The organism is Amycolatopsis sp. NPDC043889 (assembly GCF_056435645.1).
Window position 1 is genome coordinate 16,214 of the sequence record NZ_JBWKEC010000024.1, and the last position, 26,554, is coordinate 42,767.

General features: G+C 70.7%; 28 protein-coding genes. 11 read left to right on the top strand and 17 right to left on the bottom strand.

What is annotated here, in order from left to right; genetic code table 11:
• The first annotated feature begins 56 nt into the window (after positions 1-56).
• The 6 genes from AC0685_RS32010 to phoU are packed head-to-tail and all read left to right on the top strand — an operon-like array spanning position 57 to position 5,758.
• Positions 57-1,421: an aldehyde dehydrogenase family protein gene (locus tag AC0685_RS32010; protein ID WP_478228905.1), complete on the top strand. Its 1,365-nt coding sequence runs from the start codon at positions 57-59 to the stop codon at positions 1,419-1,421.
• Positions 1,421-2,467 carry an FUSC family protein gene (locus tag AC0685_RS32015; protein ID WP_478228906.1) on the top strand — a complete coding sequence of 349 codons (1,047 nt, stop codon included), beginning with the start codon at positions 1,421-1,423 and terminating at the stop codon, positions 2,465-2,467. The genes AC0685_RS32010 and AC0685_RS32015 overlap by 1 nt, the downstream gene beginning before the upstream one ends.
• Before the next feature lie 27 nt (positions 2,468-2,494).
• A complete protein-coding gene (locus AC0685_RS32020; protein WP_478228907.1) occupies positions 2,495-3,550 on the top strand; it encodes an NAD-dependent epimerase/dehydratase family protein in 1,056 nt (351 codons plus the stop codon).
• A complete protein-coding gene (locus AC0685_RS32025; RefSeq protein ID WP_340682861.1) occupies positions 3,547-4,356 on the top strand; it encodes a nucleotidyltransferase family protein in 810 nt (269 codons plus the stop codon). Before AC0685_RS32020 ends, AC0685_RS32025 begins: the two co-directional genes overlap by 4 nt.
• On the top strand, positions 4,353-5,090 hold the full coding sequence (locus AC0685_RS32030; RefSeq protein ID WP_478228908.1) for a metallophosphoesterase family protein: 738 nt from the start codon (positions 4,353-4,355) through the stop codon (positions 5,088-5,090). Before AC0685_RS32025 ends, AC0685_RS32030 begins: the two co-directional genes overlap by 4 nt.
• A complete protein-coding gene (gene phoU, locus AC0685_RS32035; RefSeq protein WP_478228909.1) occupies positions 5,087-5,758 on the top strand; it encodes a phosphate signaling complex protein PhoU in 672 nt (223 codons plus the stop codon). The genes AC0685_RS32030 and phoU overlap by 4 nt, the downstream gene beginning before the upstream one ends.
• A 132-nt stretch (positions 5,759-5,890) precedes the next feature.
• Here phoU and AC0685_RS32040 read toward each other — a convergent pair whose 3' ends face one another.
• The 11 genes from AC0685_RS32040 to AC0685_RS32090 form a co-directional block, all read right to left on the bottom strand.
• A complete protein-coding gene (locus AC0685_RS32040) occupies positions 5,891-6,454 on the bottom strand; it encodes a hemerythrin domain-containing protein (RefSeq protein ID WP_478228910.1) in 564 nt (187 codons plus the stop codon).
• Between the two features lie 62 nt (positions 6,455-6,516).
• Positions 6,517-7,191 carry a DUF6766 family protein gene (locus AC0685_RS32045; protein ID WP_478228911.1) on the bottom strand — a complete coding sequence of 225 codons (675 nt, stop codon included), beginning with the start codon at positions 7,189-7,191 and terminating at the stop codon, positions 6,517-6,519.
• A 98-nt stretch (positions 7,192-7,289) separates the two neighbouring features.
• Positions 7,290-7,670, bottom strand: a complete 381-nt coding sequence (locus AC0685_RS32050; protein WP_478228912.1) for a hypothetical protein — start codon at positions 7,668-7,670, stop codon at positions 7,290-7,292.
• 41 nt (positions 7,671-7,711) lie between these two features.
• Positions 7,712-8,323: a flavodoxin family protein gene (locus AC0685_RS32055; RefSeq protein ID WP_478228913.1), complete on the bottom strand. Its 612-nt coding sequence runs from the start codon at positions 8,321-8,323 to the stop codon at positions 7,712-7,714.
• Positions 8,320-9,618 carry a UDP-glucose dehydrogenase family protein gene (locus tag AC0685_RS32060; protein WP_478229004.1) on the bottom strand — a complete coding sequence of 433 codons (1,299 nt, stop codon included), beginning with the start codon at positions 9,616-9,618 and terminating at the stop codon, positions 8,320-8,322. Before AC0685_RS32060 ends, AC0685_RS32055 begins: the two co-directional genes overlap by 4 nt.
• A 4-nt stretch (positions 9,619-9,622) precedes the next feature.
• Positions 9,623-10,567: a glycosyltransferase family 9 protein gene (locus AC0685_RS32065; RefSeq protein WP_478229005.1), complete on the bottom strand. Its 945-nt coding sequence runs from the start codon at positions 10,565-10,567 to the stop codon at positions 9,623-9,625.
• Complete coding sequence (locus AC0685_RS32070; RefSeq protein ID WP_478229006.1) at positions 10,558-11,244, bottom strand: SDR family oxidoreductase; 687 nt, start codon at positions 11,242-11,244, stop codon at positions 10,558-10,560. The genes AC0685_RS32065 and AC0685_RS32070 overlap by 10 nt, the downstream gene beginning before the upstream one ends.
• Positions 11,244-12,602, bottom strand: a complete 1,359-nt coding sequence (locus tag AC0685_RS32075) for a PfkB family carbohydrate kinase (RefSeq protein ID WP_478228914.1) — start codon at positions 12,600-12,602, stop codon at positions 11,244-11,246. The genes AC0685_RS32070 and AC0685_RS32075 overlap by 1 nt, the downstream gene beginning before the upstream one ends.
• Positions 12,599-13,162: a D-sedoheptulose-7-phosphate isomerase gene (locus tag AC0685_RS32080; RefSeq protein WP_478228915.1), complete on the bottom strand. Its 564-nt coding sequence runs from the start codon at positions 13,160-13,162 to the stop codon at positions 12,599-12,601. The genes AC0685_RS32075 and AC0685_RS32080 overlap by 4 nt, the downstream gene beginning before the upstream one ends.
• Positions 13,163-13,177: 15 nt before the next feature.
• Positions 13,178-14,800, bottom strand: a complete 1,623-nt coding sequence (locus tag AC0685_RS32085) for a carbamoyltransferase family protein (protein ID WP_478228916.1) — start codon at positions 14,798-14,800, stop codon at positions 13,178-13,180.
• Positions 14,801-15,095: 295 nt separating this feature from the next.
• Positions 15,096-16,055 carry an NAD-dependent epimerase/dehydratase family protein gene (locus tag AC0685_RS32090; RefSeq protein WP_478228917.1) on the bottom strand — a complete coding sequence of 320 codons (960 nt, stop codon included), beginning with the start codon at positions 16,053-16,055 and terminating at the stop codon, positions 15,096-15,098.
• Positions 16,056-16,125: 70 nt separating this feature from the next.
• Here AC0685_RS32090 and AC0685_RS32095 point away from each other — a divergent pair, with 70 nt between their 5' ends.
• Genes AC0685_RS32095 through AC0685_RS32105 form a run of 3 tightly spaced genes read left to right on the top strand, consistent with a single transcriptional unit; the run spans position 16,126 to position 18,777 of the window.
• The gene (locus tag AC0685_RS32095) at positions 16,126-17,013 is read left to right on the top strand and encodes a polysaccharide pyruvyl transferase family protein (protein ID WP_478228918.1); all 888 of its coding nucleotides are present in this window, start codon (positions 16,126-16,128) and stop codon (positions 17,011-17,013) included.
• Positions 17,010-17,882, top strand: coding sequence for a glycosyltransferase family 2 protein (locus tag AC0685_RS32100; protein WP_478228919.1), 873 nt, complete (start codon positions 17,010-17,012; stop codon positions 17,880-17,882). Before AC0685_RS32095 ends, AC0685_RS32100 begins: the two co-directional genes overlap by 4 nt.
• Complete coding sequence (locus AC0685_RS32105) at positions 17,872-18,777, top strand: glycosyltransferase family 2 protein (protein ID WP_478228920.1); 906 nt, start codon at positions 17,872-17,874, stop codon at positions 18,775-18,777. Before AC0685_RS32100 ends, AC0685_RS32105 begins: the two co-directional genes overlap by 11 nt.
• A 221-nt stretch (positions 18,778-18,998) precedes the next feature.
• Here AC0685_RS32105 and AC0685_RS32110 read toward each other — a convergent pair whose 3' ends face one another.
• From AC0685_RS32110 to AC0685_RS32120, 3 genes are read right to left on the bottom strand one after another with little or no spacing between them, the layout of a single operon-like run.
• Complete coding sequence (locus AC0685_RS32110) at positions 18,999-20,219, bottom strand: glycosyltransferase (RefSeq protein ID WP_478228921.1); 1,221 nt, start codon at positions 20,217-20,219, stop codon at positions 18,999-19,001.
• Positions 20,220-20,250: 31 nt separating this feature from the next.
• On the bottom strand, positions 20,251-21,216 hold the full coding sequence (locus tag AC0685_RS32115) for a glycosyltransferase (RefSeq protein WP_478228922.1): 966 nt from the start codon (positions 21,214-21,216) through the stop codon (positions 20,251-20,253).
• A 28-nt stretch (positions 21,217-21,244) separates the two neighbouring features.
• A complete protein-coding gene (locus tag AC0685_RS32120; RefSeq protein ID WP_478228923.1) occupies positions 21,245-21,676 on the bottom strand; it encodes a DUF4383 domain-containing protein in 432 nt (143 codons plus the stop codon).
• Between the two features lie 357 nt (positions 21,677-22,033).
• On the opposite strand from AC0685_RS32120, the gene AC0685_RS32125 reads away from it, so the two are divergent.
• Positions 22,034-22,726 carry a methyltransferase gene (locus tag AC0685_RS32125; RefSeq protein ID WP_478228924.1) on the top strand — a complete coding sequence of 231 codons (693 nt, stop codon included), beginning with the start codon at positions 22,034-22,036 and terminating at the stop codon, positions 22,724-22,726.
• Positions 22,710-22,925, top strand: a complete 216-nt coding sequence (locus AC0685_RS32130; RefSeq protein WP_034322975.1) for a CDGSH iron-sulfur domain-containing protein — start codon at positions 22,710-22,712, stop codon at positions 22,923-22,925. The genes AC0685_RS32125 and AC0685_RS32130 overlap by 17 nt, the downstream gene beginning before the upstream one ends.
• On the opposite strand, the gene AC0685_RS32135 is transcribed toward AC0685_RS32130, so the two are convergent.
• The 3 genes from AC0685_RS32135 to AC0685_RS32145 are packed head-to-tail and all read right to left on the bottom strand — an operon-like array spanning position 22,893 to position 26,533.
• Positions 22,893-23,903, bottom strand: a complete 1,011-nt coding sequence (locus tag AC0685_RS32135; RefSeq protein WP_478228925.1) for an iron-containing redox enzyme family protein — start codon at positions 23,901-23,903, stop codon at positions 22,893-22,895. The genes AC0685_RS32130 and AC0685_RS32135 overlap by 33 nt on opposite strands.
• Before the next feature lie 18 nt (positions 23,904-23,921).
• Positions 23,922-25,019, bottom strand: a complete 1,098-nt coding sequence (locus tag AC0685_RS32140) for a carboxylate-amine ligase (protein ID WP_478228926.1) — start codon at positions 25,017-25,019, stop codon at positions 23,922-23,924.
• Positions 25,019-26,533, bottom strand: a complete 1,515-nt coding sequence (locus AC0685_RS32145) for an FAD-dependent oxidoreductase (protein WP_478228927.1) — start codon at positions 26,531-26,533, stop codon at positions 25,019-25,021. Before AC0685_RS32145 ends, AC0685_RS32140 begins: the two co-directional genes overlap by 1 nt.
• Positions 26,534-26,554: the final 21 nt, after the last annotated feature.

Genomic DNA, 26,554 nt, shown 5'->3' on the forward strand with positions numbered 1-26,554 from the left:
CTGTTTCGGCAAAACGACACCGGGTAACCGGCGCAGGAAACTTCGTGGAGGTGCGAATGACGACGGTGGACCGGCCGACCGTGCTGGAGATCCGCGACCCCGCCGACGACAGGCTCGTCGGCAGCGTCAAGGCGGCGACCCCCGATGGCGTCGAAACGGCGATCGCCACGGCGAAACGGCGAGCCCCGGGCTGGGCCGCCACACCGGCGGCCGAACGCGGGATCGCGCTGAAGGACGCGGCCAGGTCGCTCCAGGCGCGGGCGGGTGAACTCGCCGTCCTCATCGAGAGCGAGACCGGGAAGCCCCGCGACGAAGCCGAGGAAGGTGTTCTCGCCGGAGCCGGGACCTTGGAGCAGTACGCCGAACTGGGTCCGGTGCACCGCGGGCGGTCCCTGCTGGGTGATCGGTCGGCCACCGACCTGATGGTGCCCGAACCGCGGGGCGTGGTCGTGGCACTGACGCCGTGGAACGACCCCGTCGCCGTGGCCTGCGGGCTGCTGGGTGCCGCGGTGGTCACGGGGAACACGGTGGTGCACAAGCCGAGTGAACGCTGCCCGCACACCGGCGCCTGGCTGGGGAACGTGCTGTCCGAGGCGTTTCCCGAGGGAGTGCTCCAGACCGTGCAGGGTGACGGGACCGTCGGCGCCGAACTCGCGGCCCATGCGGATGTCGACGTCATCGCGCATGTCGGCAGTAGCGTCGCGGGTCGTTCGATCGCGGCGAGCGCGGCGAAGACCGGCGCCAAGGCGTTACTGGAGAACGGTGGCAACGATCCGCTCGTCGTCGACGCCGGCGTGGACCCGGTCTGGGCGGCCGGTCAGGCGGCGACCGGGGCGTTCGCCAACTCAGGGCAGATCTGTGTCTCGGTCGAACGGATCCTGGTGCACCAGGACGTCGCGGACGCCTTCATCACCGCGCTGGTCGCCGAAGCGGGCCGGCGCGTACTGGCCCCGCTCGTCGACCGGCGTCACCGCGAGGGGGTGCACGCCCAGGTCGCGGAAGCGATCGCGCAAGGCGCCGATCCGCTCGTCGGCGGCGTCGTGCCGGACGGTCCCGGCGCCTTCTACCCGGCGACCGTCCTCACCGGATGTACCTCCGGGATGCGGATTCTCCGCGAGGAGACGTTCGGCCCGGTCGCGCCGGTGACGGTGGTCGCGGACTTCGAGCAGGCACTCGGCCAGGCCGCCGACGGCGAGTACGGGCTCGCCGCCACGGTGCTGACCTCCTCGATGGCGCACGCGCAGCGGGCATGGCGCGAACTCCCGGTCGGGACCGTGAAGATCAACAACGTCTTCGGTGGCGCGCCCGGCGGAGCCGCCCATCCGCGAGGTGCCAGCGGCAGCGGTTACGGCTACGGGCCCGAACTGCTCGACGAGATGACGCAGACGAAGGTCGTCCACCTGGCGCCTCCGGGGCCGTGATGGGCGCCCGGCACCCATGGACGGCGCCGTTCGCCTGGGCCGGCCGGGCGTTCCGGGTTCCGGGGGAGGAACGCCGGAGTCTCATCCAGACCACGAAGGCCACGGCCGCGGCGGTGATCGCGTGGATCGTGGCGACCTCGGTGCTGCGGCTGCCGCAACCCTTCCTCGCGCCGTACGCCGCGGTGTTCCTGGTGCAGGCCACCGTTTACCGCTCCCTGCGCGGCTGGGCGCAGCAGGTCGGCGCGGTCGGCGTGGGGGTGTTGCTCGCGGCGGGCGCGGGCCAGGTCATCCCGTCCGTCACGGTCGCGCTCGGACTGGTCGTCTTCACCGGGTTGCTGCTCGGCTCGTGGCGGGGGTTCGGTGATTCCGGGGTGTGGGTCGGGATCACCGGCATGCTCCTGGTCTCCTACGGCAGCGCGACCGAACCGGTCCTGCTCGCCGACCGGCTGCTGGAGACCGCGCTGGGTGCGGCGATCGGCGCGGTGCTCAACGCGGTGATCCTGCCGCCGCTGCACGGCGAACGCCTGCGGGAGGCGACCTCCAGGCTGGCCGGGGCGATCGCCGACGTCCTCGACGAGACCGCGGAACTGGTCCGCGGCGGCGATTCGGCCGACGGTCTCGACGACCGGCTGCGGGACGTCCGCAGCCTGGCCGCGGAGGCGGAAGACGCGATCGGCTGGACCCGGGAGGGCCGGTACCTGAACCTCCGCGGACAGCGTGAGATCCGCGAGGAGCCCTTGTCGAACCTCATTTCCCTGTGGCAGCCGCTCGCCCAGCTGATCGACGCCGTGAGCGAGGCCGCCCGGAGTGAGCAGCCGTTCCGGCATCCCGGTGAGCACGCGCGCGGGATCGTCGCCGACCTGCTCGAAGCACTCGCCGAGGTTGCCCGTTCGGGTGACCCGGACAAACTCGATCGGTGCCGCAGGCTGCTCGACGAGATCGACCACCTGCTCGTCACGCCCACGGACGAGGTCGCGACGTCGATCGGCCTGGGGGCGATGGCGTTGCCTGCTCGCCGTCTCGTCCAGCGGCTCCGCGCCGATTAAGCCAGAGCGACGGTGGGTACCGTACCCATGAGCAGCAATGGCAAGCGGATCGTGGTCACCGGCGCCACCGGTAACGTCGGGACGGCGGTGGTGCGCGCGCTGGGTGCGGACCCCGAGGTCGGCTCGATCGTCGGGCTGGCGAGGCGCCCCAGCCGCTGGGAGAGCCCGAAGACCGAGTTCGTCACCGCCGACGTGGCCCGCGACGACCTCCGGGCCGTGTTCGACGGCGCCGACGTGGTGATCCACCTGGCCTGGCTCTTCCAGCCCACCCACCGGCCCGAGGTCACCTGGCGGGCCAACGTGCTGGGTTCGATCCGGGTGTTCGAAGCCGCGCAGGCGATGCGGGTGCCGTCGCTGGTGTACGCGTCGTCGATCGGGGCGTACTCGCCGAGGGACGACGACCACCCGGTGACCGAGGACTGGCCGACGCACGGCTCGCCCAAGGCGGCGTACACCCGGGAAAAGGCTTATGTGGAAAGGGTTCTCGAGGCCTTCGACCGCGGTCATCCACGGCTGCGGGTAGTACGGGTGCGCCCGGGATTCCTGTTCCAGAAGGCCGCGGCGCCCGGACAGCGCCGCCTTTTCGGTGGGCCTCTCGTTCCGGGCAAACTGCTGAGGCCGTCGCTCGTCCCGATCCTTCCGGACATCCCGCAACTGAGGATCCAGACCGCGCACACCGAAGACGTGGCCGACGCTTACCGGCGTTGCGCGCTTCAGGACGTCAAGGGCGCCTTCAACATCGCCGCCGACCCGGTACTGGACACCCGCGCGCTGGCACGGATCTTCGGCGCCAGGCCGGTGAAGGTTCCGGCTGCCTTCGTCCGGCACGCGCTCGCCGCGGCCTGGTCGCTGCACCTGATTCCGGCCACGCCAGGGCTCTTCGAAGCCGTGCTGCGTCTCCCGGTGATGGACTGCACGCGCGCCAGGGAAGAGCTGGGCTGGACGCCGCGATACTCGTCGGAGGACGCGATCGAAGCGTTCCTCAAAGGATTGCGGGAAGGCGAAGGGTTCCCGACCGAACCCCTGAAACCGGACGTCGGCCGGGGGCACGAACTGGCCACCGGGGTGGGGGAGCGGCCGTGAACGAGAAGGAGCTGCTGCACACGCTGACCAAGGTGGTGTCCACTTTGGACGGCACGTCGGTGCGGTTCGCCATCGCGGGCGGTCTCGCCGTGTACGCGCGGGGCGGCCCGCCGTCCGATCACGACGTCGACCTCTTCCTCAAGCACGAGGACATCGAGGAAGCGGCGGACGCGCTGGAAGCCGCGGGGCTGAGACGGGTGCGTCCGCCGGAGGACTGGCTCACCAAGGTCTACGACGGCGACTGTCTCGTGGACCTCATCTTCCGGCCCAACCATCGGCCGGTCACCGACGAGATGCTCGACCGCGCTTCGCTGATGCGGGTCGGGGCGACCGCCGCTCCCGTGCTCAACGGCACCGATCTGCTCGTCGACAAGATACTCGTGCTCAGCCCGCACCGGTGCGATTTCGGGCCGCTGCTGCGGATCGCCCGTGACCTCCGCGAGCAGGTCGACTGGCACCGCGTGGCCGAGGAGACCGCCGAATCGCCGTACGCCTGGTCGTTCCTGACCCTGCTCGCGGCACTGTCCATCATCGACGGAAAGGAGCTTCCGATGCCCGAGGAAGCGCCCCAGTACCTGGTCGCCAGGCTGACCAAGGCGCTGGCGGAGGATCCGAGGACCGCCGAACTCGGCGTGCACGTCACCGTGCGCGGTGACCAGGTCCGGCTCAGCGGCGAGGTCCCCTGTGCCAACCGCAAGGCCGACATCGAGGCGGTGGTCTGCGAACACATCGCGGCCGAGCTGGTGCACAACGACGTCCGGACGGCGGACGTCCGCGAGCCGTCGCACGCCGAGGAGATCCGGTGATCCGGGTCGCCGCGGTCGGGGACGTCCACCTCGGGGAGGACAACCGGGGCCTGCTGCGGCCGGCATTGGACAACATCGCCGAACACGCCGAGGTGCTGCTGCTCGCGGGCGACCTCACCCGGCACGGCAGCGTCGAAGAGGCCAGGGTGGTGGCCGACGAGTTCGCCGGGCTCGACGTCCCCGTGGTGGCGGTGCTCGGCAACCACGACTACCACTCGGACGAGGCGGAAGCGGTCAGCGGGCTGCTGGAGGAAAGCGGGATCACGGTTCTGGAGGGTTCGGCCACCACCGTGGACCTGGACGGCGGAAAGCTCGGCGTCGCCGGGGTGAAAGGCTTCGGCGGCGGGTTCGCGGGCAAATGCGCCAGCCGGTTCGGCGAACGCGAGATGAAGGACTTCGTCGAACACACCATGGCGGCCGCTAAACGGCTGCGCACCGCGCTGGAAGGGCTCGAACACGAGGAGCCAGACGTGACCGTCGCGCTGACGCACTACTCGCCGATCCCCGGCACCCTGCACGGCGAACCGCCGGAAATCCACCCGTTCCTGGGGTCGTACCTGCTGTGCGAGCCGATCGACGACGCCCAGGTGGCGCTCGCCGTGCACGGACACGCGCACTACGGCAGCGAACAAGGCGTCAGCCCGGGCGGTGTCCCCGTGCGCAACGTCGCCCAGCCGGTGATCCGCGCGGCGTACGCCACGTACGTCCTCGAACCTGCGAAAGTGCTGACATGAGGGATCGATTCCATGGTCAACTGAGCGTTCTCGGCGAGCTCCTGTCGAGCATGTGCGGGATGGCTTGCGAGGAACTACGGCTCGCGAACCGGGTCTTACTCGACCGGGACGCCGAAGCCGCCGCCGAACTCGCGGCCGTCGAGGCGAAACTGAACGCGGCACGGACCACATGCGAGGAGACCGCCCAGAAGCTGCTCGCCCTGCAGGCGCCGGTCGCGCGCGACCTGCGGACCGTGCTCGCGGCGGTGTACTGCGCCGACCGGCTGGAGCGGATGGGCGACCTCGCCCAGCACATCGCGGACCAGGCCGCGCGAGCGCCGGAATTCGCCGTCCCCGACGCGCTCGCCGGCCGGTTCGGCGAGATGGCCGGGCTCGTCTGCTCGATGGCGGAAGACCTCGGCGCGGCGATCGAGGGACCGACCGCGGAGGTGTTCCACTCGCTCGCCCGGTCCGATCAGCGTGTGGACGCGCTGTACGAGGAACTGATGACGCTGGTCACCGAGCCGGACTGGCCGCACGGCATCGAGTCCGCGATCTCGGTGGCGTTGCTGGCGCGGTTCTACGAGCGGTTCGCGGACCAGGCCGTTTCGGTGGCGCGGCGGGTGGACTTCGCGCTCACGGGGGAGCTGCCCGAGTCCTCGGTGCGGGATGTTCCTGCCGAGCCTTGAGGTTGCGAAGGCCACTTTCGCAACATCCCTCCCCACCGGAACCGACACACCACCGGCAAACGCCGTGAAGGCCTCCTTCCCTACCTTGAGAGTAGGGAAGGAGGCCTTCACGGACATCTGCTGGCGTCAAGCTCAGGTGGCGCGGTCCGTCAGCGCGTCCCGGATCTTGTCGATGAACGCCGTCCCCGGCGCCAGGATCCGGTTCGCCGGCGGCCGGTCCGGGGCGGCGGGATGCGGCCGTGTCGGGGCGATCTCCTTGGCCCGCAACACTTTCTCGCCCAGTTCCTGCAATTCTCCCGGCGAGCAGGCGGCCTGCAGTTTCGGCAGCAGGTCGCTTTCCTCCTCCTCGATGTGGTGCCGGACGTCCTCGATCAGCTTCCCGACCAGTTGGTCGAACCGCTTGTCGGTCGGCTCCAGGCCGATGAGGTCGTTCATCACGCGTTCTGCTTCGGCGTGCTCCTCGATCTCGTGGTCGGCGACCTCGTCGCCGTTGGGGAGCTTCTTCCGCGCGGCGGGGTACGTATGTTGCTCTTCGGCGATCGAATGCCGCACGAGTTCGGCGATCACGTGGTCCGCGAGGTCCTTGCGGTGCCGATCACCGCCCTTGCCGGATTCGAGCTCCTTGAAGATCCGTTCGAAGGCGCGGTGGTCTTCGGTGATCACCGAGACGAGGTCGTGTTTCGTGGTGGTGGTCATGGACACTCCTGTCCGTGGTCGTCAGTCCGACGCCGCACGGATACCCGTTTCCCGCGGTTCAATCACCCGGATTCGTCGGTGACGTGGTGCGGCGCGCCCACGGGTTTGGATTCCGGGGAGCCGCGCTGGCGCAGGTACACGCTGAACACCGCCATCGAGCCGATGGCGAGGAATTCCGATTGCCAGTTCTGGAGTGTGCGGTTCCAGAAGTCCGACGACGCCAGATAGCCGAACCACGACTCCGGATCACCGAATTCGGTGAGCTGCTCGGCGTTGTAGGCGCTCATCCCGGCCACGGACTGGGCCAGCCAGGACAGCAGGAACAGTCCCAGCATCACCAGCCCGAGTGACATCGAGAAGATCCCCGTGCGCCAGCCTCCCGCTCTGGCCCATTTCGGTGAGTCGGCCGTCGAATGCCGCCCGACCTGCTGCTCCTTGTCGGTTTCCAGGCCGACCCGGCGGGCCGGTTTCGATTCGGGGGAGCCGCGTTGCAGCAGCCACACGGTCGCGAACACGTACAGGAAGAACTGCAGGTACTCCGATTGCCAGTTTTCGGCGACGTCGACGGCGAAGTCCGCGGACGCCAGGTAGTCGAGCAGGCCGATCGGTTCGGCGGCGTGGCTGAGCCGCCGGTCGTTGTAGTCGGCGAGGCCCGCGAACGCCTGTCCCGCGAGGCTCAGCAGGAACAGCAGCCCGAACGCCAGCGAGAGGGCGTTGTCCCGGAGAAAGCGCCGCATCGTCCGCCTCCTTCACCGGTGGAGCAGGCCCAGTAGGACGCAGTAGCCGAGGACGGCCACGACGAAGACGAGGTAGACGGTGAACACCGGGCGCGCTTTCACGGTCCGCCCACCGAGCAGTCGTAGACCTGTTCGTTCCGATGGCGGCAGCCCGCGCCCGTGATCACCCATCCGGTGGACGATTCGTGCAGGAAAAGCGTGTCGCGGCCGGTCTTCACCTGGGCTTCCTCGCTCCAGATCGAGACCGTTTCGGGCGTTCCGCCCGGGACGTCCGCCCTCGCGAGGCCACGTTCGCAGCTCTCCGGCGCCCAGGACTCCTGTGCCCGGGGCGCCAGCAGCGCGCACGCCGAGCGGTGATCACCCGACGCGAGCGCGCCGATGAACCGCGCGGCTGCCTCTTTCACCGGCTCTTGCCCGCTCGCTCCGGTGCAGCCGGCGAGCAGCAGGCAAACACCGAACGCCAGCGTTTTGACGATCACGGAACCGGGGTACCCGGCCGTGGCGTCGTTCACACCTGGTGTCAGGAAGCGGGGTACTGCGTCTCCCGCAACAGATTCGCCAAGTGGACGGCGTTGCGCGCGAGGGTCGCGTTGGTCGAGGCGACCGCTTCGGGCGTCTCGACGAGGTCGTTGTAGTCCCCGCCCTTCATCGCCTCGCCGTTCCAATACGTTCCGCCCTGGGCGGGTACGGTGAAACCGACGTCGTTGAGGGCCTGGAACAGGTCGGCGGTGATCTTGTGCGCGCCGTCCTCGTTGCCGACGACGGCGGTGACACCGACCTTGCCGAACATCGCGGGCCTGCCTTCGTCGTCCGTTTCGGACAGTTCGGCGTCGAGCCGTTCCAGCACGCGCTGGGCCACACTGGACATGTGGCCGACCCAGGTCGGCGTCGAGATCAGCAGGATGTCGGCCGCGGCGATCTTCCGGCGGATCCCGGGCCAGGCGTCGCCGTCGCCCATGTCGCCTTCCACGCCGGCTTTGACGTCGTGGTCGACCACACGCACGAGTTCACCGGTGGCGCCGCGTCCGGCCAGTTCGTCGAGCAGCTGCTGGGCGATCAGCGCGCTGCTCGACGGCGCGGGGGACGGTTTGAGCGAGCACACCAGTGCGAGGGCCTTCAACGGCTGGGTCATCCTGTCCTCCTGTTCGGATCGGTACCGATCCCCGTATGGGTGAAGCCCGCTTCGCCGACGGTCGCCGGGTCCAGGAGATTCCTGGCGTCGACGACGACGGCGCGTTCGGTGGCGGCGGCGAGCCGGTCCCAGTCGAGCTCGCGGAACTCGGGCCACTCGGTGAGCACCACCAGCGCCGCCGCGTCCTTCGCGACCAGGTACGGGTCGTCGACGACCTGGACGATGTCCGGTTCGACGGACTCGACGCCGGGGTCGTACGCGGTCAGCACCGCGCCGCTCCTGGCGAGCTCCCGCGCGACCGCGAGCGCGGGGGAATCGCGCAGATCCCCGGTCCCCGCTTTGAACGCCAAACCGAGCAGCCCGATACGGATGCCCGAGAGCGAACCGTCCGAAACACCGGTGATCGCGAGGCGGATCTTCCGCACCACGGCCGCCCGCTGGCGGGCGTTGGCCTTCATGGCGTCGCGCAGGAGGCCGAAGTCGACGCCCGCGTGTTCGGCGGTCCGCAGCAGCGCGGCGGTGTCCTTGGGCAGGCACGAGCCGCCCCAGCCGGGACCGGGCACGAGGAAGGCGGGGCCGATCCGGGAATCGAGCCCCATGAGCCGCCCGACGTCGCGGATGTCGGCGCCGTAGTGCTCGCACAGTTCGGCGAGGACGTTCACATAGGACACTTTCAGCGCCAGGAACGCGTTGCTGGCGTATTTCGCCAGCTCGGCACTGGCCGGATCGGTGAACCACACCGGCGCGTTCGTCTCGCCGTACAACGCGGCCACCCGTTCGGCGGGCGCCCGGTTCTCCGGCACCGAGCCGAGGACGATCCGGTCGGGCGTCAGGAAGTCCTCGACGGCGTGCCCCTCACGGAGGAACTCGGGATTGCTCACCACGGGCAGATCCGGCCGTCCGAGCAGTTCCGCCAGCCGGGTCCCGGTGCCGACCGGGACGGTGGACTTGGTGACGACGACACAGCCGGACCGCAGCAGGCCGGGGAGCGTGGCCACGACCTCTTCCAGCACCCGGACGTCGGCGGCGCCGTCCTTTCCTTCCGGAGTGGGCAGGCAGAGGAAGACGAAGTCCACATCGGACAGCTCGTCCGGCGCGGTGGTGAACCGGAGCCGGCCGCTGCCCAGCCCGTCCCGGACGAGTTCCGTGAGCCCCGGCTCGACGATCGTGACCTCGCCGCGCCGCAACGTGTCCACTTTGGACGGATTGTTGTCGACGCAGGCCACCTGATGTCCCAGATGCGTGAAGCACGCGGCGCTCGTGAGCCCGACGTAGCCGGCGCCGATCACGCCCACCCGCTCACCCACGGGAAGCCCCCGTCGCCAGCAGTTCTTCGGCCGCCGCGAGGACGCGTTCTTCGCGCAACAGCAGCAAGCCGGGATCCGGGGCTTCGCCGTGTGGATCGCCGACGTCGCCCACCCAGAGGACCGTGTGCTGCCGGGCGTCGGCAGGCGGGCCCCAGAGCCGCGGCGGGGTCGGCCCGAACAGCAGGACCGACGGCGTCCCATAGGCGGTGGCGAGGTGCCCGACGCCGGTGTCACCGCAGATCACCAGCCGAGCTTCGGCCACGGTCGCGGCCAGTTCGGCGAGATCGCCACCGGTGAGCATCGCCTCGCCGGGAAGCCCGGCCGCCTCGGTGACGTCGCGGACGAGGGGCGCTTCCGGCGCGCTTCCCGTGACGACCACCCGGTGCCGTCCGGAGAGTGCCCGCGCCACTCGCGCGTACCGGTCCGGCGGCCAGCGCCGGGCGGCGAACGCGGCACCAGGATGGATCACCACCGCGCCCGCCGCCGGGCTGGGGCCGGGCGGCGGTGGCAGCGCGAGATCGGTGCGGTCGGCCGGGATGCGGGCGGCCTCGAGCAGACGGCACCAGCGGTCGACTTCGTGCGCTTCGGCAGGCCAGTCCGGGCCGTCGACGCCGGGGAAGTCCGGATGCCGGTACGTGATCAGTTCGAGCGGGTCCTGGGCGAGCAGGTCGTGGATGCTCTCCGGGCCGCGGCCGTGCAGGTTGACCGCCAGCCGCGGCGGCTCGCCGGGCCAGGACAGCTCGCCGAGCCCGGCCGTCGGGAGCAGCTCGTCCACCGCGTCGATCAGTTCGACGATGTCGCGCAGGTTCTCGGGCGCGGCGAGCACCAGCCGCTCGCCGTCGAAGGCGCGGCGCAGTGCCCGCAGCGCGGGAACCGCGGTGAGCAGATCACCCAGACCGAGCGCGCGCAGCACGAGGATGCCACCGGTCACGGCCAGGACCCTTCTTCCGAAGCGCACACCACGAGTTCGCGGATCTCGCAGCCGGGCGGCTGGGAGAGGGCGAACACCACCGACGCCGCGACGTGCTCGGGCTGGTTGAGTTTCGCGTCCGGCGGCGGCTTGTACTGCTCGGCCCGATCGTCGAAGAACGCGGTGTGCATGCCGCCGGGGACGAGCAGCGTCACCCCGACCCGGCCCGCCAGCTCCATGGCGAGTGCCCTGGTGAAGCCGACGACGCCGAATTTCGAGGCGCAGTAGGCGCTCGCGTCCCCGGCCACCCGCAGCCCCAGCGTCGACGCGCAGGTCACCACCGTGCCGTGGCTCAGCCGCAGATGGGGCAGCGCCGCGCGGACGACCGCGGCCGTACCGAGCAGGTTGACCCGGACCACGCGTTCCCATTCCTCTGTGGACACTTCGTCGAGCGCGCCGCACGCGTCGGTCCCCGCCGCGGTGAAGACGCCGTCGATCCCGCCCGCCCGTTCGGCGAGTGCGTTCACGGCGCTCGCGGCCGCGGCGGAATCGGCCAGGTCGGCCTGGACGAAGGCGACGTCGGCCGCAGGTTCGACGCGGTCGACGACGAGGGGTGTACCACCCGCTTCACGGACGGCTTCGACGGTCGCGGCACCGAGTCCGGAGGCGCCGCCGGTGATCAGGACGTTGCCGAGAGGGCGCATCATGCTCCTTCCGCCGCGGCCAGCAGCCGGGAGGTGGAATAGCCGCGGATGGTCGGGATCAGGACGATCTCGCCGCCGTGCCTGCGCACGACGGCGCTTTCGGGGAGCTCCGTGTCCGCGTAGTCGCCACCCTTGACCCAGACGTCCGGGCGGAGGCGGTCCAGCACCGCGGCGGGATCGGGCTCGTCGAACACCACGACGGCGTCGACCGAGGCGAGTTCGGTGAGCAACCTGGCGCGGTCCCGCGCGGTCACGATCGGCCGTCCCGGTCCTTTCAGGCCGCGCACGGAGGCGTCGGAATTGAGGCATACGACGAGGGCGTCACCCAACGCACGTGCCTGCCGGAGCAGGCTGGCGTGGCCGGGGTGCAGCAGGTCGAAACAGCCACCGGTGGCGACGAGCCTGCCGCCTCGCGCGCGGACCCGCGCGGCCACGTCGAACGCCGAAGCACCGTGGTGCGTGGTCTCCGGCCGCGGTTCGCTGTCCACAGTGGACAAGGTGGCGGCGCCGCCGGTGGCGACGAAGCGTGCGGCCGTCTCGACCCCGGTGGCCACCGCGTCGGCGGTGGACGCCCCGTCGAGGAGCGCGGCGGTGACCGCGGACGCGAAGCGGTCACCCGCGCCGCAAGTGTCCTTGGCGACGACGCCCGACGGCGGCCGGAACGTCGTGCACGGGCCGCCCTCGGTCAGCACCGCGCCGCGGGAGCCCGTGGTGACGCAGACCGCGGCGGCCTTCCAGAGCGAGTGCACCTGCTTCGCCAGTTCCTCGGCGCCGGCGCGGGCTTCGGTGAGCTGCTCGGCTTCGGCGAGATTCGGGGTGACGAGCCGGATTCCCGCCACGGGCTCCGCTCCGCGCGGATGCGGATCCCAGACGATCGGGATCGTGCCCGCCAGTTCGGCGAGTAGCCTGCGGACCTCCGGATGGCCGGTGACGCCGCGGCCGTAGTCGGCGACTAGGATCGCGCCCGCCGAGCGCAGCGCTTCACGGACGCCGGCGGTGAGCGGCGAGTACTCCGCCCTCCCGTCACCGCTGTCGAGGCGGACCAGCGACTGCCCCGCGGCGCGGACGCGGGTTTTGGTGACGGTGGTGCCGCACAACGGCATCGGCACCACCCGGACCTCGCGCTCCAGGAGTCCGGACAGGGTCCGGCCTCCTTGGTCGTCCCCCAGCGGGGCGACGAGGACGACCTCGGCGGTGGACCGCGCCGCGAGCAACGCGGCCAGCCCGGCGCCGCCCGGCCGCCGCCATTCGCGGGCGAGGTCGACCACGGGGACGGGCGCGTCCGGGCAGAGCCGGTCCGACGTGCCGTCGACGTCGACGTCCAGCAGGGCGTCGCCCAGCACGACCAGCGGCCTCACGTGGGCACCCCGAGCGCGTGGTCGAACGCGGTGCACAGGGCGTGCACCAGCGCGAGGTGGACCTCCTGCACGGTGGCCATCGACGGCGCCTCCACCGGGATCGCGTCGGCGCACAGCGCGGCCAGCGGGTTGGGGGAGGGGCCGGTGATCGCCCAGGTGGTCACGCCGAGTTCGTGGGCGGCCTTCGCGGCCGCGACGACGTTCTGGCTCCCCCCGCTGGTGGAAAGGCAGACGAGGACGTCGCCGGGACGGCCGTGCGCGCGCACCTGCCGGGCGAACACCTCCTGCTCGCCGTAGTCGTTGACGATGGCCGTCACGGCGGAGGTGTCCGCGTGCAGGGCGATCGCCGAAAACGGCTGCCGGTCGTTGCGGAACCGGCCCACCAGCTCACCGGTGAGGTGCTGCGCCTCGGCGGCGCTCCCGCCGTTGCCGCACGCGAGCAGCCGTCCGCCGGACGACAGCACGGTGGCCAGATGGTCACCCCAGTCACGGATCTTCGGCGACCAGGAAGCGGACTTCCCGGCGGCCTCGCTCAATGCTGCGAAGTGTTCTTCGATCACGACACACCTCCGAGGTCAGGGACGGCGGACCACGAAAGGTCCGAGGGCGAGCAGGTCGATGGGGGCCGAACCGAAGCACTCCAGCGCGTCCCGCGGGGAATCGACCATCGGCCTGCCCGCGGTGTTGAGGCTGGTGTTGACCACGGCGGGCACGCCGGTACGCCGTTCGAACGCGCCGAGCATTCTCGCCACGAGCGGTTCGCCGTCGGCGTCGACGGTCTGCACGCGGGCGGTGCCGTCGACGTGGGTGACGGCGGGGAGGCGATCCCGCCACTCCTGCGCGACGTCGTGCACGAAAAGCATGTACGGACTGGGAAGCGGGCCGCGGGAGAAGATGTCGCCCGCGCGTTCCGCGAGCACCATCGGGGCGACCGGGCGGAACTGTTCGCGGCCCTTCACGTCGTTCAGCCGTTCCAGATTGGCCTCGTACCCGGGATGCGCGAGCAGCGACCGGTGGCCGAGCGCGCGCGGGCCGAATTCGGACCGGCCATGGAACCAGGCCACGATCCGGTCTTCGGCCAGGGCTTCGGCGACCGCGTCGGCGACGTCGTCCGGCCGTTCGTAGCGCACGTTCGCGGTCTTGAGAGCGTTCTCCAGCTGGTCGTCCGTCCAGCCTCGGCCCAGGTCCACGCCGGCCATCGGGCCGCCGCGTTCGCCGAAGTCGGCCGCGAGTTGCAGCGCCGCCCCGAGCGCGGTGCCGGCGTCACCGGCGGCGGGCTGGACCCAGATGCGCTCGAACGGTCCTTCGGCGTGCAGCCGGGTGTTGGCCACGCAGTTGAGTGCGATCCCGCCCGCCATCGCGAGGTCCGTGTGCCCGGTGTGTTCATGGATCTTGGCCGCGAGTTCGAGCAGCACGTCCTCCAGGCAGCGCTGCACGCTCGCGGTCAGGTCGGCGTGGACCTGCCCGGGCTCCTGCCCCGGCTCGACGGCGGGCGCGAACGAGGTCCAGTCGATCTCGTCGGTACGGAACCCCATCCCGTTGGTGTGCACGCTTTCCGCGATCCGGTCGAGGAACCGGGGCTTCCCGTAGGAGGCCAGCGCCATCACCTTGTACTCGTCACTGGACCGGGCGAATCCGAGGTGCTCGGTCAGGTCCTCGTACATCAGCCCGAGCGAATGGGGGAGCCGCTGCTCGGCGAGCTCCTCGAACTTGCCGTCGCGGTACTCACCCGCGAGGTAGGACGTGCTCTCGCCGCGGCCGTCGGCCACCAGCACCGCGCAGTCCTCGAACGGCGCGGCGAGCGCGGCCGAGGCGGCGTGCGCGACGTGGTGCCGGACGAACCGGACGGTCGCGGGATCCAGCCCCGGCAAGGCCGCCTTGAGGAACGCGGGAGCCCGGCGGGCGAAGTCGGTGCGGAGACCTTCGCTCTTCCCATCGTGCCCCGCCAGACCCGGCTCGACGAGCGCCGGATTGTACGAATAGCCGACGGCGTCGAGATCCTGCGCGGAGATTCCCGCCTCCGCCAGGCACCACGCGGCGGCTTCGGCGGGCTGTTCCCAAGCGGAGAACGGCACCGGCCGCTTGCCGTGCTTGCGACGGCTGAACCGTTCTTCCTCCGCCGCGGCCACGATCTCGCCGTCGACCACGAGGGCCGCGGCCGGGTCGTGGAAAACGGCGTTGATACCGAGTATGCGCACCGGGCCACCTCTCCGGTCGGGGGATGCGGGCCGTGACCCGCGCTTACTCCTGTAGCGCTACCCGGTGCAGTCGGTGATAAACGACGCGGCGCAAAAGCCCAGGACGTCGCTACGGAGTGAAGCGTCTCTCGGCGGATCTGGGGTGCCCGGCGTCCGGCCCGTCATTCGCGTGTCCAGGCACGGAACTCGCGTGCTCGGAGGCGTAACTCGCGTGCGTGAAGCCGGAACTCGCGTGCTTGGAGGCGGTCCGGCTTCAAGCACGCGTGTTCCGGCTTGGATCACGTGAGTTACGGGTTCAGGCTCCGGCGGCCGGGTATGGGCCGGACCGCGGCCGCGCGAACCAGGCGACGGTGCGCGGAAGCCCTTCCGTCATCGGGATTTCCGGCTCCCAGCCGAGTTCCCGGCGGGCGCGGGAGATATCCGGGCATCGGCGGGCCGGATCGTCGACGGCCGCGTCGATGTGCTCGATCGGCGACGCGCTGCCGGTGACGGCCAAGATCTCCTCCGCGATCCGCAGCACGGTGAGTTCGTGCGGATTGCCCAGATTCACCGGGCCGGGCACGTCGGAGTCCGCCAGCGCGATCAGACCGCGGACCGTGTCGTCGACGTAGCAGAGGGAACGGGTCTGGTCGCCGCTGCCGGTCACGGTGAGCGGTTCGCCCGCCAGCGCCTGGCCGATGAACGTCGGGATCATGCGGCCGTCGTCGGGGCGCATACGCGGGCCGTAGGTGTTGAAGATCCGGGCTATACCGGTGTTCGCGTCCCGTTCCCGGCGCATGGCCGAAGTGAGCGCTTCGGCGTACCGCTTGGCCTCGTCGTAGACGCTGCGCGGTCCGATCGGGTTCACGTGCCCCCAGTATTCCTCGCGCTGCGGGTGCTCCTGCGGATCGCCGTAGACCTCGCTCGTCGAGGCGAGGACGAACCGGGCGCCGTCGCGTTCGGCGATGTCCAGCGCCCGCTCGGTGCCGTGCGAGCCCGCGCGCAGCGTCTCGAGTGGAAGGCGGAAGTAGTCACGGGGCGAGGCGGCGGAAGCGAGGTGGAAGACTACGTCGAACGGGCCCGGCGCGCTCATCGGCCCGGTGACGTCACGGGAGAGGAGCCGGAAACCCGGACGGTCGAGGAGATGCGCCACGTTGGCCATGACGGCCGTGGCGAAATTGTCCACCGCGACGACCTCCGTGCCCGCGTCCAGCAAGCGTTCGCACAGATGCGAGCCGACGAAACCCGCGCCTCCGGTCACCAGCACTCTGTTCATGGCGACTGGCTACCCGCGGTGAGGGCGGGAAAAACCGTGTGAATCGGGAGATGCCGGGTAAGCATCGGATATGCGTGCATTGGTGATCGGCTGGGCGAGCTTCCGGCACGGCGAGGCGACGGCAGGGGACGTACTCAGTATGCGCAGGGTCGACGAAGCGCTGTCGACCATGGGGCTTCCGCACGACCTGGCGTGGAGCCCGGTGTACCGGCCGAACGACGTGAACTACGAAGAGGTGGATCCGGCACGGTACAGTCACGTGGTGTTCGTCTGCGGGCCCGCGCACGGCAGGCAGGTGCGCGAAGTGCACCGCAGGTTCGCCCATTGCCATCGGATCGCCGTCGGGGTCTCGGTGATCGATCCGGAGGACGACACGGTCACGGGTTTCGATCAGGTCTTCGCGCGGGACCACGACGGGGTCGGCGCGCCGGATCTCTCCCTCGGCGTGCCGACCGACACGGTGCTGGTGACGGGGGTGATCCTGGCGCCGGAACAACGGGAGTACGGCGACTCCGGCCGCCATACGGCGGTGCACGCCTCGGTGAAGGACTGGATCGCCGGGGTCGACTGCGCCCGAGTGCCGCTCGACACGCGGCTGGCGGCGTCGGATTGGGAACGCTGTGAGACACCGGACCAGTTCACGTCGATCCTGTCGCATCTGGACGTCGTGGTCACGACGCGGCTGCACGGGCTGGTGCTGAGTCTTCAGGCGGGAGTGCCCGCTCTGGCCATCGACCCGGTCGAGGGCGGTGGCAAGGTCACCGCACAGGCCGACGCGCTCGGCTGGCCCGCCCTCGTCCCGGCCGAGGAGGCGGGCAACCGGGACGTGCTCGACTCCTGGTGGCGCTGGTGCTCCTCGGTGCAGGGCCGGGCGGTGGCCGCGTTGCGCGCGCTGCCCGGTGACGACGGGCTCGTGCGGGACATGGTGAAGGCGCTCAAGACCCGGCCGGTGCGATGAGCGCGGCCGCGACGACGGTGGTGATCGCCACCCGCGATCGGGCGCCGGAACTGGAACGGACGTTGCGGCGGCTCACGGCGTTGCGGCCGCCTCCGCCGATCGTGGTGGTGGACAACGGCTCCTCCGATGGCACCGCGGCCATGGCCGCCGCGTTCCCGGGCGTGCGCGTCGTCCGGTTGCCGCGCAACATCGGCGTGTCCGCGCGGAATCTCGGGGTCGCCGTGGCGCGGACGCCTTATGTCGCCTTCAGTGACGACGATTCCTGGTGGGCCGAGGATGCGCTCGCCGAGGCCGAGCGCATCCTCGACGCTCACGACGACGTCGGCCTCCTCGCCGCGAAAACCCTGGTAGGGGAGGAAGAACGGGAGGACCCGGTCGTCTCGCTGATGGCCGCCAGCCCCCTCGGCAGACCTGATGGGCTTCCCGGACCGGCCGTGCTCGGGTTCCTCGCCTGCTCCGCGGTCGTCCGGCGGACCGCCTATCTGCAGGCCGCGGGTTTCCATCCGCTGCTGCATTTCGGTGCCGAGGAGCGGCTGCTGTCCTACGACCTGGCGGCGCGCGGCTGGTGGCTCTGCTACGCGGAGGACGTGCGGGCGCATCACCACCCGTCGCCGATGCGGCCGTCGCCGTCGTGGCGTGAGCGTGCCGAACTCCGCAACCGGATGCTGATCACGGTGATGAGACGGCCCGTGCGCCGCTGTCTTGCCGAAGGATTTCGTGCGCTGGCCAGGGTTCTCCGGGAGCCACACGTGCTCGGCGCGCTCGCCGGGGTGCTCCGGCGGCTGCCCCGCGCGCTCGCCGACCGGCAACGGCTGCCCGCTTCGGTGGAGCGCCGCATCCGCGCTCTGGAACACGCCCATGGAGGATGAAGTGACGGACCGGATCACGGTCGTGGTGATCACGCACAACCGGCGCGCGCAACTGCTGGAGACCCTCGACTCGATGACCGCGCTGCCCGACGCGGCGCCGATCGTGGTGGTGGACAACGCTTCCGGCGACGGCACGGCGGACGCCGTCGAAGAACGGTTCCCGTCGATCCGGGTGATCCGCTCGCCGCGGAACCTCGGCGCCGTCGCGCGCAATCTCGCCGTCCGTGAGGTGGAGACGCCGTATGTCGCGTTCTGCGACGACGACACCCGGTGGCAGCCGGGGTCTCTGCGGCGCGCCGTCGAGCAGCTCGATGCCTACCCCGGACTCGGTGTGGTGACCGGGCGGTGCCTGGTGGAGCCTGCGCTGACCGAGGACCCGATCACCCCGGAACTGCGACACTCCCCGGTCCCCGGCCCGGACTGGCTGCCCGGGCCGGCGCTGCTGGGCGTCATGGCGGGCCTCTCGGCCGTCCGCGTCCGCGCCTTCCACGACGTCGGCGGCTTCTCCGACCGCATGTGGCTCGGGGGAGAGGAAGAGCTGTTCGCCCTCGACCTCGCGGCCAAGGGCTGGTGGATGTGCTGGGACGAGGAGATGGTGATCCACCACGCCCCCTCGGCCGTCCGCGATCCGCGGCGGCGACGGCAGCTCGGCATCCGGAACACGCTGTGGACGCTGTGGTTGCGGCGTCCGCTCGGCAGCATCGTGCGCCGGATGGCCGCGGTGCTGCGTTCTGCGCCCTTCGACCGGGCCACGTTCGCGGCGGTGGCGGAAGCGGTGCGGGGGATCCCGTGGGTGCTGCGGGAGCGGGCGGTGGTTCCGGCCGGAGTGGAGCGCGGGCTGGTGCTGCTGGAGGAGTCGCAGCGGAACTCGGTCGCGCGACGGTATGTGGGGTGAGAAGACGGACGAGGACGACTCAGCGCACCGCAAAGATCCAGCTGAGTGACCCAGTGTGACGGGTGTGTGGAAATAGAGACGTTTCAGTGTCTCTATTTCCACACACCTTCCGGTCGGCGTCGCGAAAGCATCTTCCGGGACATCAGGTGCGGGATCCAGGCTCCGAGGGAACGCACGCGGCACCGATCACGGACGAAACAACTCGGTCACCGCACGGCGGGTCAGGAAGGCGAAGCGGCAGCCGCCGCCACTTCCGTCTCCTCGCTCACAACGCGCCCATAAGCGCGCAAGGTGTCCGCGGCCACCCGGTCCCACGAGTACCGTGCCCGCACCCGGTCGGTCCCGGCGATCCCGAACGACTCGCGCGCCGAAGAGTCACCGAGGAGCCGTCGCAACGCTCCCGCCAAGTCCTTCGGGCTGCGAGGCGGGACCAGCAGGCCCGTGACGCCGTCGACGACGGTGTCGGTCAGCCCGCCGACGGCGGTCGCCACGACCGGGACACCGCAAGCCATCGCCTCCAGCGGCACGATGCCGAACGGTTCGTACCAAGGTGTGCAGACGACCGCGTCGGCGGAACGCAGGAGCGCGGGCATGTTCTCGCGGGACACCAGCCCCGGCATGTGCACGCGGTCGGCGACGCCGGCCCGATCGGCGATCGCCTGGAGCCGCCGCACTTCCGGAGCCTCGGCGAGCGGGCCCGAGTCCGGGCCGCCCGCGATGACCAGTTCCGTGTCCGGGAGCGAGGGCAGCGCGGCGATGGCGAGGTCGAAACCCTTGCGCGGCACCAGCCTGCCGACGCTGACGATCCGCTGCCGAGCCGTGCGGGGAGCGCACTCGCCGTCCGGGGTGAACTCGGTCAAGTCCACTCCACAGGGGACGACCGAGGCGCGTGAGCGCGGCAGGCCCATCCGCACGAGTTCGAAGACTTCGTCCGAACAGGTCGCGATCACCCTGTCGGCCTGTTTGGCGATCATCCGTTCGAGCCGGCTCCGGTCGGGCGGACTCGTGTCCTTTTTGCCCTGATAGCGCCGTTTCACCACGCCCAGCGCGTGAAAGGTCTGGGTCACCGGGATACCGAGATCCTTCGCCGCGAGAATCGAAGCCAGGCCGGACATCCAGAAATGCGCGTGGACGACGTCCGGCCGGTCCTTGGCCCAGCGGGAGCGCAGCACCCGGCCGAACTCTCCCATATACGGCAGCAGTTCGTCCTTCGGCAGCTTCCTCGCCGGGCCCGCCGGGACGTGGACGACGCGGTAGCCGTCCGGCGTCTCGACCGTCGCGGCGACGCGCCGGTTCTCGCGGCGCGTGTAGACGGTGACGTCGTGGCCCCGCCTGCTCAGCGCGGCGGAGAGTTCGGCGACGTGGACGTTCTGGCCCCCGGCGTCGGCTCCGCCGAGCGCGACGAGCGGGCTGGCGTGTTCGGAAACCATCGCGATCCTCATCGGGGGCTCCTTCCCACCGCGGTCGGCGTGGTCAAGCGGTCACCTCGGTCAGCAGGGCGTCCCAGCGTTCGAGGAACGCGTCGAGCCCGTAGTGGCTCAACGCGAACTCGCGCGCGGATTTCCCTGCCAGTACGGCGAAATCTGGTTCATGGATCAATTCGCGGTAGGCCCTCGCCAGCACTTCGACATCCGTCGAGACGGCGCCTGCGTCGGGCGGGACCGCGAGAACGGCTTCGGTGGTCGCCAGTGCGACGACCGGCATGCCGAGGTGCATCGCTTCGAGCAACGAGAGCCCCAGCGACGTCCACCGGGCGGTGTGCAGGTGGACGCGGCGCCGGGCGACCTCGGCGTGCAGTTCCCGGCTGCGCAGGTCGCCGCCTGGACGGAGCGCGGGGTGGCGGCCTTCGAGATCTTCGCTGCCGATCCCGTACACGTCGACCGGCGCGATCTCCGCGAAACCGGGCAGCAGATCGGTTCCGGTGATCCGCCCACGCCTCGCCGGTTCGTTGATCAGGGCCGCGCCGTGGGCGAGTTCCCCGGTGTAGCGCTCACCCGGGTCGGGGATCCCGTGCGGGACGACCACCGTGGGTGCGAGACCGGAGTCCCACATCAATTCGTTGAAGTGGGTCACGTGGACCAGCGGGATGTCGTCCCGCTCGGCCAGTGGGTGCCGGGTGGTGGCCGCGTGTTCCCGAGGCGTGTTGTGCTCGACGTAGACGGCGGGTACTTCCTTGCCGGGGCGGCGGCGCAGCCACCGCGCCGCCAGCTGGATCTCCTCGGGCCGCTGAAGAACGACGACATCGACGTCGAGGTCTTTCAGCTCGTCGACCGGGATCTCCTCGGCGGAGGGCCAGTCACGGCCGCTGAGGCCGCGTCCCCAAGGCCCGCCCTCGGCGAGCAGCGGCAGGTAGTAACGATGGCCGCCCTGCACGAAGGATTCGGTCCAGGACCCGTGGACGTGCCACAGGAGGATCCGGAGCGGGGCCTTTTTCGTCATACCCGCCAGGTTGCCGGTTGTGGACGGACTAAACGTTTTCCCTTGCCTCACTTTGCTTCCGCTGGGAAACACGCGTGGCGGCGATGCCCACCGCGAGTGCCGCGAGCGAGGTCAGCGCGTGGAGGGCGTTGTCGGCCCAGCTGAAGTTGACGGCGTCACCGGACGTGTCGGTCCCCGCCGAGAGCACCCCGAACGCGGTCAAACCCGCGAAGGCCACGAAAGCCAGCCAGCAGTAGGCCGGGATCGCGGACGGCTTGAGCACCGCGACCAGGCCGAGCACGCCGAGCACGGTGCGGATGACGTCGAGCATCCCGGTCGCGCTGAAGATCCACAGTGTGTTCTCGCCCGCCTGGTTCGCTTCGGGAAGGAAGAAGAAGCCGAGCACCCCCAAGACGAGATGGACCAGTGCGATGATCAGCACCGCCGGTCGCAGAAGAAAGCCTGTCGTACGCGGATTCATCGGAAACGCCTCCGTTTCGCCAGAAGACCCGTCGGGTACCCCGTGGAGACGCCGTGAAACTCCCCCGGGCCGGGCGAGCCGGGGGAGTTCCGCGCCCCGGCTCAGCCGGATTGCGGGTCGGTGTCGTCGTGGGGATCACCGGATGACGTGCCCTGCTCCCCTCGGACCTCCTCGCGTTCTTCCTCGTCCCGTTTCTCGCCGGTGTTGGCCTTTCTCTCCATCGGGGCCTCCTTCGGTCATTTTCCTGCGGCTACCCCGTTCCGAGCGCGTCCAACCCTCCGGTCGCAGGCCATTGTGGACGTTTGGCACCGTGCGGCCGGGGTAGCCGGGAGCAACATCGGCGAACCCGGAGGGGACATGACCGCGATCTCCAACGCAGCAGCGATTCCACTTGCCCCGGCGCGGCCACGGCTGCTGCGGCCCCCGGGGGTGTACCGCCCGCAACACGACACCTGGATGCTGGCGAGCGCGTTGAGCACGTCAGGAATGCCCGCCGGGGCAAGAGTTCTCGACCTCTGTACCGGGACCGGCGCTCTCGCGCTGGCGGCCGCGGCGCACGGCGTGGGGTCCGTGACCGCGGTGGACATCTCCCGGCGGGCGCTGGCCGCGGTCTGGGTCAATGCGCGGCTGCGCCGGCTCCCGGTCCGGCCGCTTCGGGGCGGCCTGGCCGAAGCGGCGCGCGGTGGGCCGTTCGACGTCGTGCTGGCGAACCCGCCGTATGTCCCGTCCCCGGTGCCCGCGGCCGGGGCCGCGCGGGCGTGGGACGCCGGGCCGGACGGCCGGATCGTGCTCGACCAGGTGTGCGCCGGGGCGTCGTCCCTGGTGGCGCCGGGCGGTTACCTGATGATGGTCCATTCCGCGGTCGCCGGACCCGACAAGTCGCTGGAGCAGCTGCGGGCGGCGGGAATGACGCCTTCGGTGGTCGCCACCCGGTCGATCCCCTTCGGGCCCGTCATGCGGGCACGGGCGGCCTTCCTCGAAGCGGCGGGCCTGATCGGCGCCGAGCAGCGGCACGAGGAACTGGTGGTGATCCGTGCCGACCGGCCGTGAGACCAGGGTCCGGATCGAGCCCGGCGGGCCCCTCCTGGTGGAGGGGCCGGTCGAGATCGTCACCGAAGACGGCGAGACGGTGACCTCGGATCGCTTCGTGGTCGCCCTCTGCGCTTGCCGCCGCAGCAAGCGCTACCCGTTCTGCGACACCAGCCACCGCCGCCGTTCACGGCAAGGGGTGCAGCGGCCTCAGGAGTGAGCTCTCCCCGGCTGACCACGCGTCGAGCAGGTGCCTGGTCAGCCGGCCCTCCAGAAGATCGGTGGCCTGGATGCCGAGCGCGATGTCCGCCGCCAGTTCCGGTTCGCGGTCGAGCAGGTCGCCGACGACGTCGTGCCGCAGCACCTGTTCGTGCACCGCGTCGGCCTCGATGTGCTCGGTGTAGAAGTACCGGCATTCGGCCGGCCCGCCGAGGCGTTCCAAGGCCTGGTCCAGCCGCCTGGCGGCGGGCGCGGTGGTGATCTCGGCGGTGGCGAAGTGCCCGACGAGCGCACCGCGCAGGCTTCGGTGCAGGCCGAACAGCGACATCATGTTCACCGTCGCGAGCATCTGGGCCGGGACGTGGTCGAGGTAGGCGAGGTACCCGGAGGACAGGCCCGCCGCGGTCAGCAGATCCGCGAACAGGCGGGAATGCGCCTGCTCGGCCCGCCCGCCGCCGAACTCGTCGAACTCCACCGCGACCAGCGCCGCCTTGGCCCTGCCGCGCAGCCGGGGAATCACCCAGGCGTGGGGGTCCGCCTCTTTGAGGTGATAGATCGACCGATGCGCGAAGTACTCCTCGACGTGCCACCATTCGCCCTCGTCACGCAGGAAGTGCGAAACGCCGCCGCCGTCGACCGGTTCGACGAGCAATTCGTCCAGCAGCCCGCTTACGTCGTCCCCGCCGGGGACGGCGGCGCGGATCCCGTCGAGGAACGCGTGCTCCAGGACGGATCGGAAGCCCAGCAGGCGGGAGTCCCATTCCCATTCGGAGTCGACACCGTCGAAGCCCTGGTAGTGCAGCTCGTAGCAGACGTACAGGGCCAATTGCAGGTCCTCGCCGAACGGGTCGGCGTCGGTCGCCGCCTCGAGGTCGAAGTCGTCACGGCGTCCGCCCGCCAGGGTGTCCACCACGGCGGCCGAGAGCGGGCCGCGGATCTCGGGCAGCCTCGCGGCCACCGCACGGTCGATCGTCGTCATGCCCCGGGAGTACCCGATCTAGCCGTGCGGAACCGTCTCTTCGGTGAGCATCCGCAAGACCGCGACCTCTCCGTCGGCGGCGGCCCGGCGCTGCCGTTCGGCGCCCGTGCCCTCCCGCTCCAGTTGCCCGAGCAGGGTGCGGACCAGGTCCGCGTCGCCGCTGTCCTCCAGCGCCTGTTTGGTGTGCGCCAGCAGTGCGGCGACCCGGTCGCCGACGGGAACCGGCTTTCCCGCCACCGGATCGACGGCCGGTCCCGAAAGTCCGTGGCGCGCGGCCGCCCACACCGCGGCGGCGGCGATCTGCGGATCCAGCGGAGTGGCCTCCACCCCATGCTCCAGATCGGTGAGGGCGGTGCGCACCAGCGCGCGGGTCAGCAGCCCCTGCAAGACGGCCTCGTCCACGGTGGACGCGGTGTCGGCGGCGCGGACCTCGACCGTCGGCCACCGCGCGGACGGCCTCGCGAGCCAGAAGGTCTGGTTCTCGTCCACGAGGACACCGCAGTCCACCAGCCGTCCGACCTGCTCCTCGTAGGCGGCGGCGTCGGCGAAGTACGGTGCGACGCCCGAGCCGGGGAAACGGCTCTGCTCGACCATCCGCCAGCTCTCGTAACCGGTGTCGCGGCCGTCCTCGAAGGGCGAGTTGCCCGACAGCGCCAGCAACGTGGGCAGCCATTCACCCAGGTGGTTGACGACGGCGACCGCGGTCTCCCGGTCGGGCACGCCGACGTGCACGTGACATCCACAGGCCTCGTACGCCTTGATCACGCCCGCGTACAGCGCGTCGACCTTGCCGAACCGGTCGTCGGCACCGTGGTCGCGTTCGGGTGAGGGACGCGGGGGAGTGCCGGCGGCGATGATGGCGCAATCCTCGCCCGCGGCCGCTTCGGCGAGCGTGCGGCGCCCGGCGGTCAGGTGCTCGTACAGCTCGTCGGCGGTTTCGCAGACACCCGTGGCGGCCTCGATCTGGGTCGGCCGCAGTTCGCGGTGGACCGCGGCGCCGTCCGGCAGCGGACAGCAGATCCGGTGCCGTTCGAGCACCGCCTCGGCCCGGGGACAGCTCACCCCGGTCCGGGGATCGACCAGCAGGAACTCCTCTTCGATACCGATACCGGTCATCAGCGCTCCCGCTTCTTCGGCAGCGCCCGCACGGCCGGCCCCTGGAGCACCGACCCGTCCAGGCCGAACCGCGAACCGTGGCAAGGGCAGTCCCAGGTCTTCTCCGCGTTGTTGAACGCGACGAGGCAGCCCAGATGGGTGCAGTGGGCGCCGACGGCGTGCAGTTCGCCGCCCGGATCGCGGTAGGCGGCGACGAGTTCACCGCCGTCACGGGTCACCTTCGCCTCACCGGGCAGGATTTCGTCCACGGAGGCGGGTTTGCGCAGCGCGCTGAGATGGTCGCCGACCAGGAACTTCGCCACGGTGGCGTTGTTCTCCACGGACGAGATCGCGGACCGGAGGTCGAAGCGGTTCGGGTCGTACAGACCCGCGGACGGGTTTTCGCGTCCGGTGAGGAGATCCGCGAGCAGCAGCCCGGCCGCGGTGCCGCCGGTCATGCCCCACTGGCCGAACCCGGTGGCGACCCAGAGATGGCGGCTCGCCGGGTGATAACGCCCGACGTACGGCACGGAGTCCAAAGTGGACAGGTCATGAGCGGACCACCGGTGGGTGACCCGGTGCACGGCCGCGTGCTCGCTCGCCCAGCTCGCCAGCCGTTCGTAGCGCCTTTCGACGTCGACGGAGCCGCCGACACGGTAGTGCTCGCCGCCGACGACCGCGTACGGGACACCGTCCTTGAGGTAGCTCCGCACGGAGTGGTGAGTGTCCGCGTCGAGGTACATCCCTTCCGGCGGCCGGTTGCCTTCGACCGGCCCGGCGACCACCAGATCGCGGACCGGGTCGAGCCGGGCGAAGAACAGGCCGCGGTCGAACACGGGGTAATGGGTCGTCACCACGACTTCGCTCGCACGCACGTCGCCGGAACTGGTGCGCACGGTGGTGCCGCCGAGTTCGTCGACGCCTTCCGCCCGCACCCCCTCGACGATTGTCCCTCCCGCGCGTTCGATCTCGCCTGCCAGGGCGAGCAACCATTGGCGCGGGTGGAAATGCGCCTGCGACGCGAACTTCACCGCGCCGAGGGCGGGTACGTCGAGATCGACCTCGGTGACATAGGAGGCCGGGAGACCGGCCTCGGCGGCCGCTTCCGCCTCACGTTCGAGGCTTTCGACGGTTCCGGGGTGGGTCGTGTAGACGAAACTGGCGGCGCGGGTGAACCCGCAGTCGATGCCGAGTTCGGCCGTGGCCGCGGCGATCCAGTCCAACGCGGCCGCCTGCGTGTACGCGTACGTCGCGGCGGCTTCGGAGCCCTTGGTCTTGGCCAGCGTGGCGTACTTGAGCCCGTGCTGGGCGCTGATCTTCGCCGTGGTGTGGCCGGAAACCCCCGCCGCGAGGCGGCCGGCTTCCAGCACCAGGACCGAGCGCCCGGCCCTGGCCAGCCGGTACGCTGTCGTGAGTCCGGCGATACCGCCGCCGAGCACGGCGACGTCGATCTCCGGCGGCAACGGCGTTCCGGTGCGGTCGGGAGCGGGCGCGGTGTCGAGCCACAGTGAACGCGTTCCGGGCAACTCCGTCATGACGGCCGGATTCCCAGGTGA

Bases quoted from the DNA above. Each gene is read 5' to 3' on its own strand.
- AC0685_RS32010 (WP_478228905.1), top strand. From the start codon at position 57: ATGACGACGGTGGACCGGCCGACCGTGCTGGAGATCCGCGACCCCGCC.
- AC0685_RS32015 (WP_478228906.1), top strand. From the start codon at position 1,421: ATGGGCGCCCGGCACCCATGGACGGCGCCGTTCGCCTGGGCCGGCCGG.
- AC0685_RS32020 (WP_478228907.1), top strand. From the start codon at position 2,495: ATGAGCAGCAATGGCAAGCGGATCGTGGTCACCGGCGCCACCGGTAAC.
- phoU (WP_478228909.1), top strand. From the start codon at position 5,087: ATGAGGGATCGATTCCATGGTCAACTGAGCGTTCTCGGCGAGCTCCTG.
- AC0685_RS32040 (WP_478228910.1), bottom strand. From the start codon at position 6,454: ATGACCACCACCACGAAACACGACCTCGTCTCGGTGATCACCGAAGAC.
- AC0685_RS32045 (WP_478228911.1), bottom strand. From the start codon at position 7,191: ATGCGGCGCTTTCTCCGGGACAACGCCCTCTCGCTGGCGTTCGGGCTG.
- AC0685_RS32055 (WP_478228913.1), bottom strand. From the start codon at position 8,323: ATGACCCAGCCGTTGAAGGCCCTCGCACTGGTGTGCTCGCTCAAACCG.
- AC0685_RS32070 (WP_478229006.1), bottom strand. From the start codon at position 11,244: ATGCGCCCTCTCGGCAACGTCCTGATCACCGGCGGCGCCTCCGGACTC.
- AC0685_RS32090 (WP_478228917.1), bottom strand. From the start codon at position 16,055: ATGAACAGAGTGCTGGTGACCGGAGGCGCGGGTTTCGTCGGCTCGCAT.
- AC0685_RS32095 (WP_478228918.1), top strand. From the start codon at position 16,126: ATGCGTGCATTGGTGATCGGCTGGGCGAGCTTCCGGCACGGCGAGGCG.
- AC0685_RS32100 (WP_478228919.1), top strand. From the start codon at position 17,010: ATGAGCGCGGCCGCGACGACGGTGGTGATCGCCACCCGCGATCGGGCG.
- AC0685_RS32105 (WP_478228920.1), top strand. From the start codon at position 17,872: ATGGAGGATGAAGTGACGGACCGGATCACGGTCGTGGTGATCACGCAC.
- AC0685_RS32110 (WP_478228921.1), bottom strand. From the start codon at position 20,219: ATGAGGATCGCGATGGTTTCCGAACACGCCAGCCCGCTCGTCGCGCTC.
- AC0685_RS32115 (WP_478228922.1), bottom strand. From the start codon at position 21,216: ATGACGAAAAAGGCCCCGCTCCGGATCCTCCTGTGGCACGTCCACGGG.
- AC0685_RS32120 (WP_478228923.1), bottom strand. From the start codon at position 21,676: ATGAATCCGCGTACGACAGGCTTTCTTCTGCGACCGGCGGTGCTGATC.
- AC0685_RS32125 (WP_478228924.1), top strand. From the start codon at position 22,034: ATGACCGCGATCTCCAACGCAGCAGCGATTCCACTTGCCCCGGCGCGG.
- AC0685_RS32135 (WP_478228925.1), bottom strand. From the start codon at position 23,903: ATGACGACGATCGACCGTGCGGTGGCCGCGAGGCTGCCCGAGATCCGC.
- AC0685_RS32140 (WP_478228926.1), bottom strand. From the start codon at position 25,019: ATGACCGGTATCGGTATCGAAGAGGAGTTCCTGCTGGTCGATCCCCGG.
- AC0685_RS32145 (WP_478228927.1), bottom strand. From the start codon at position 26,533: ATGACGGAGTTGCCCGGAACGCGTTCACTGTGGCTCGACACCGCGCCC.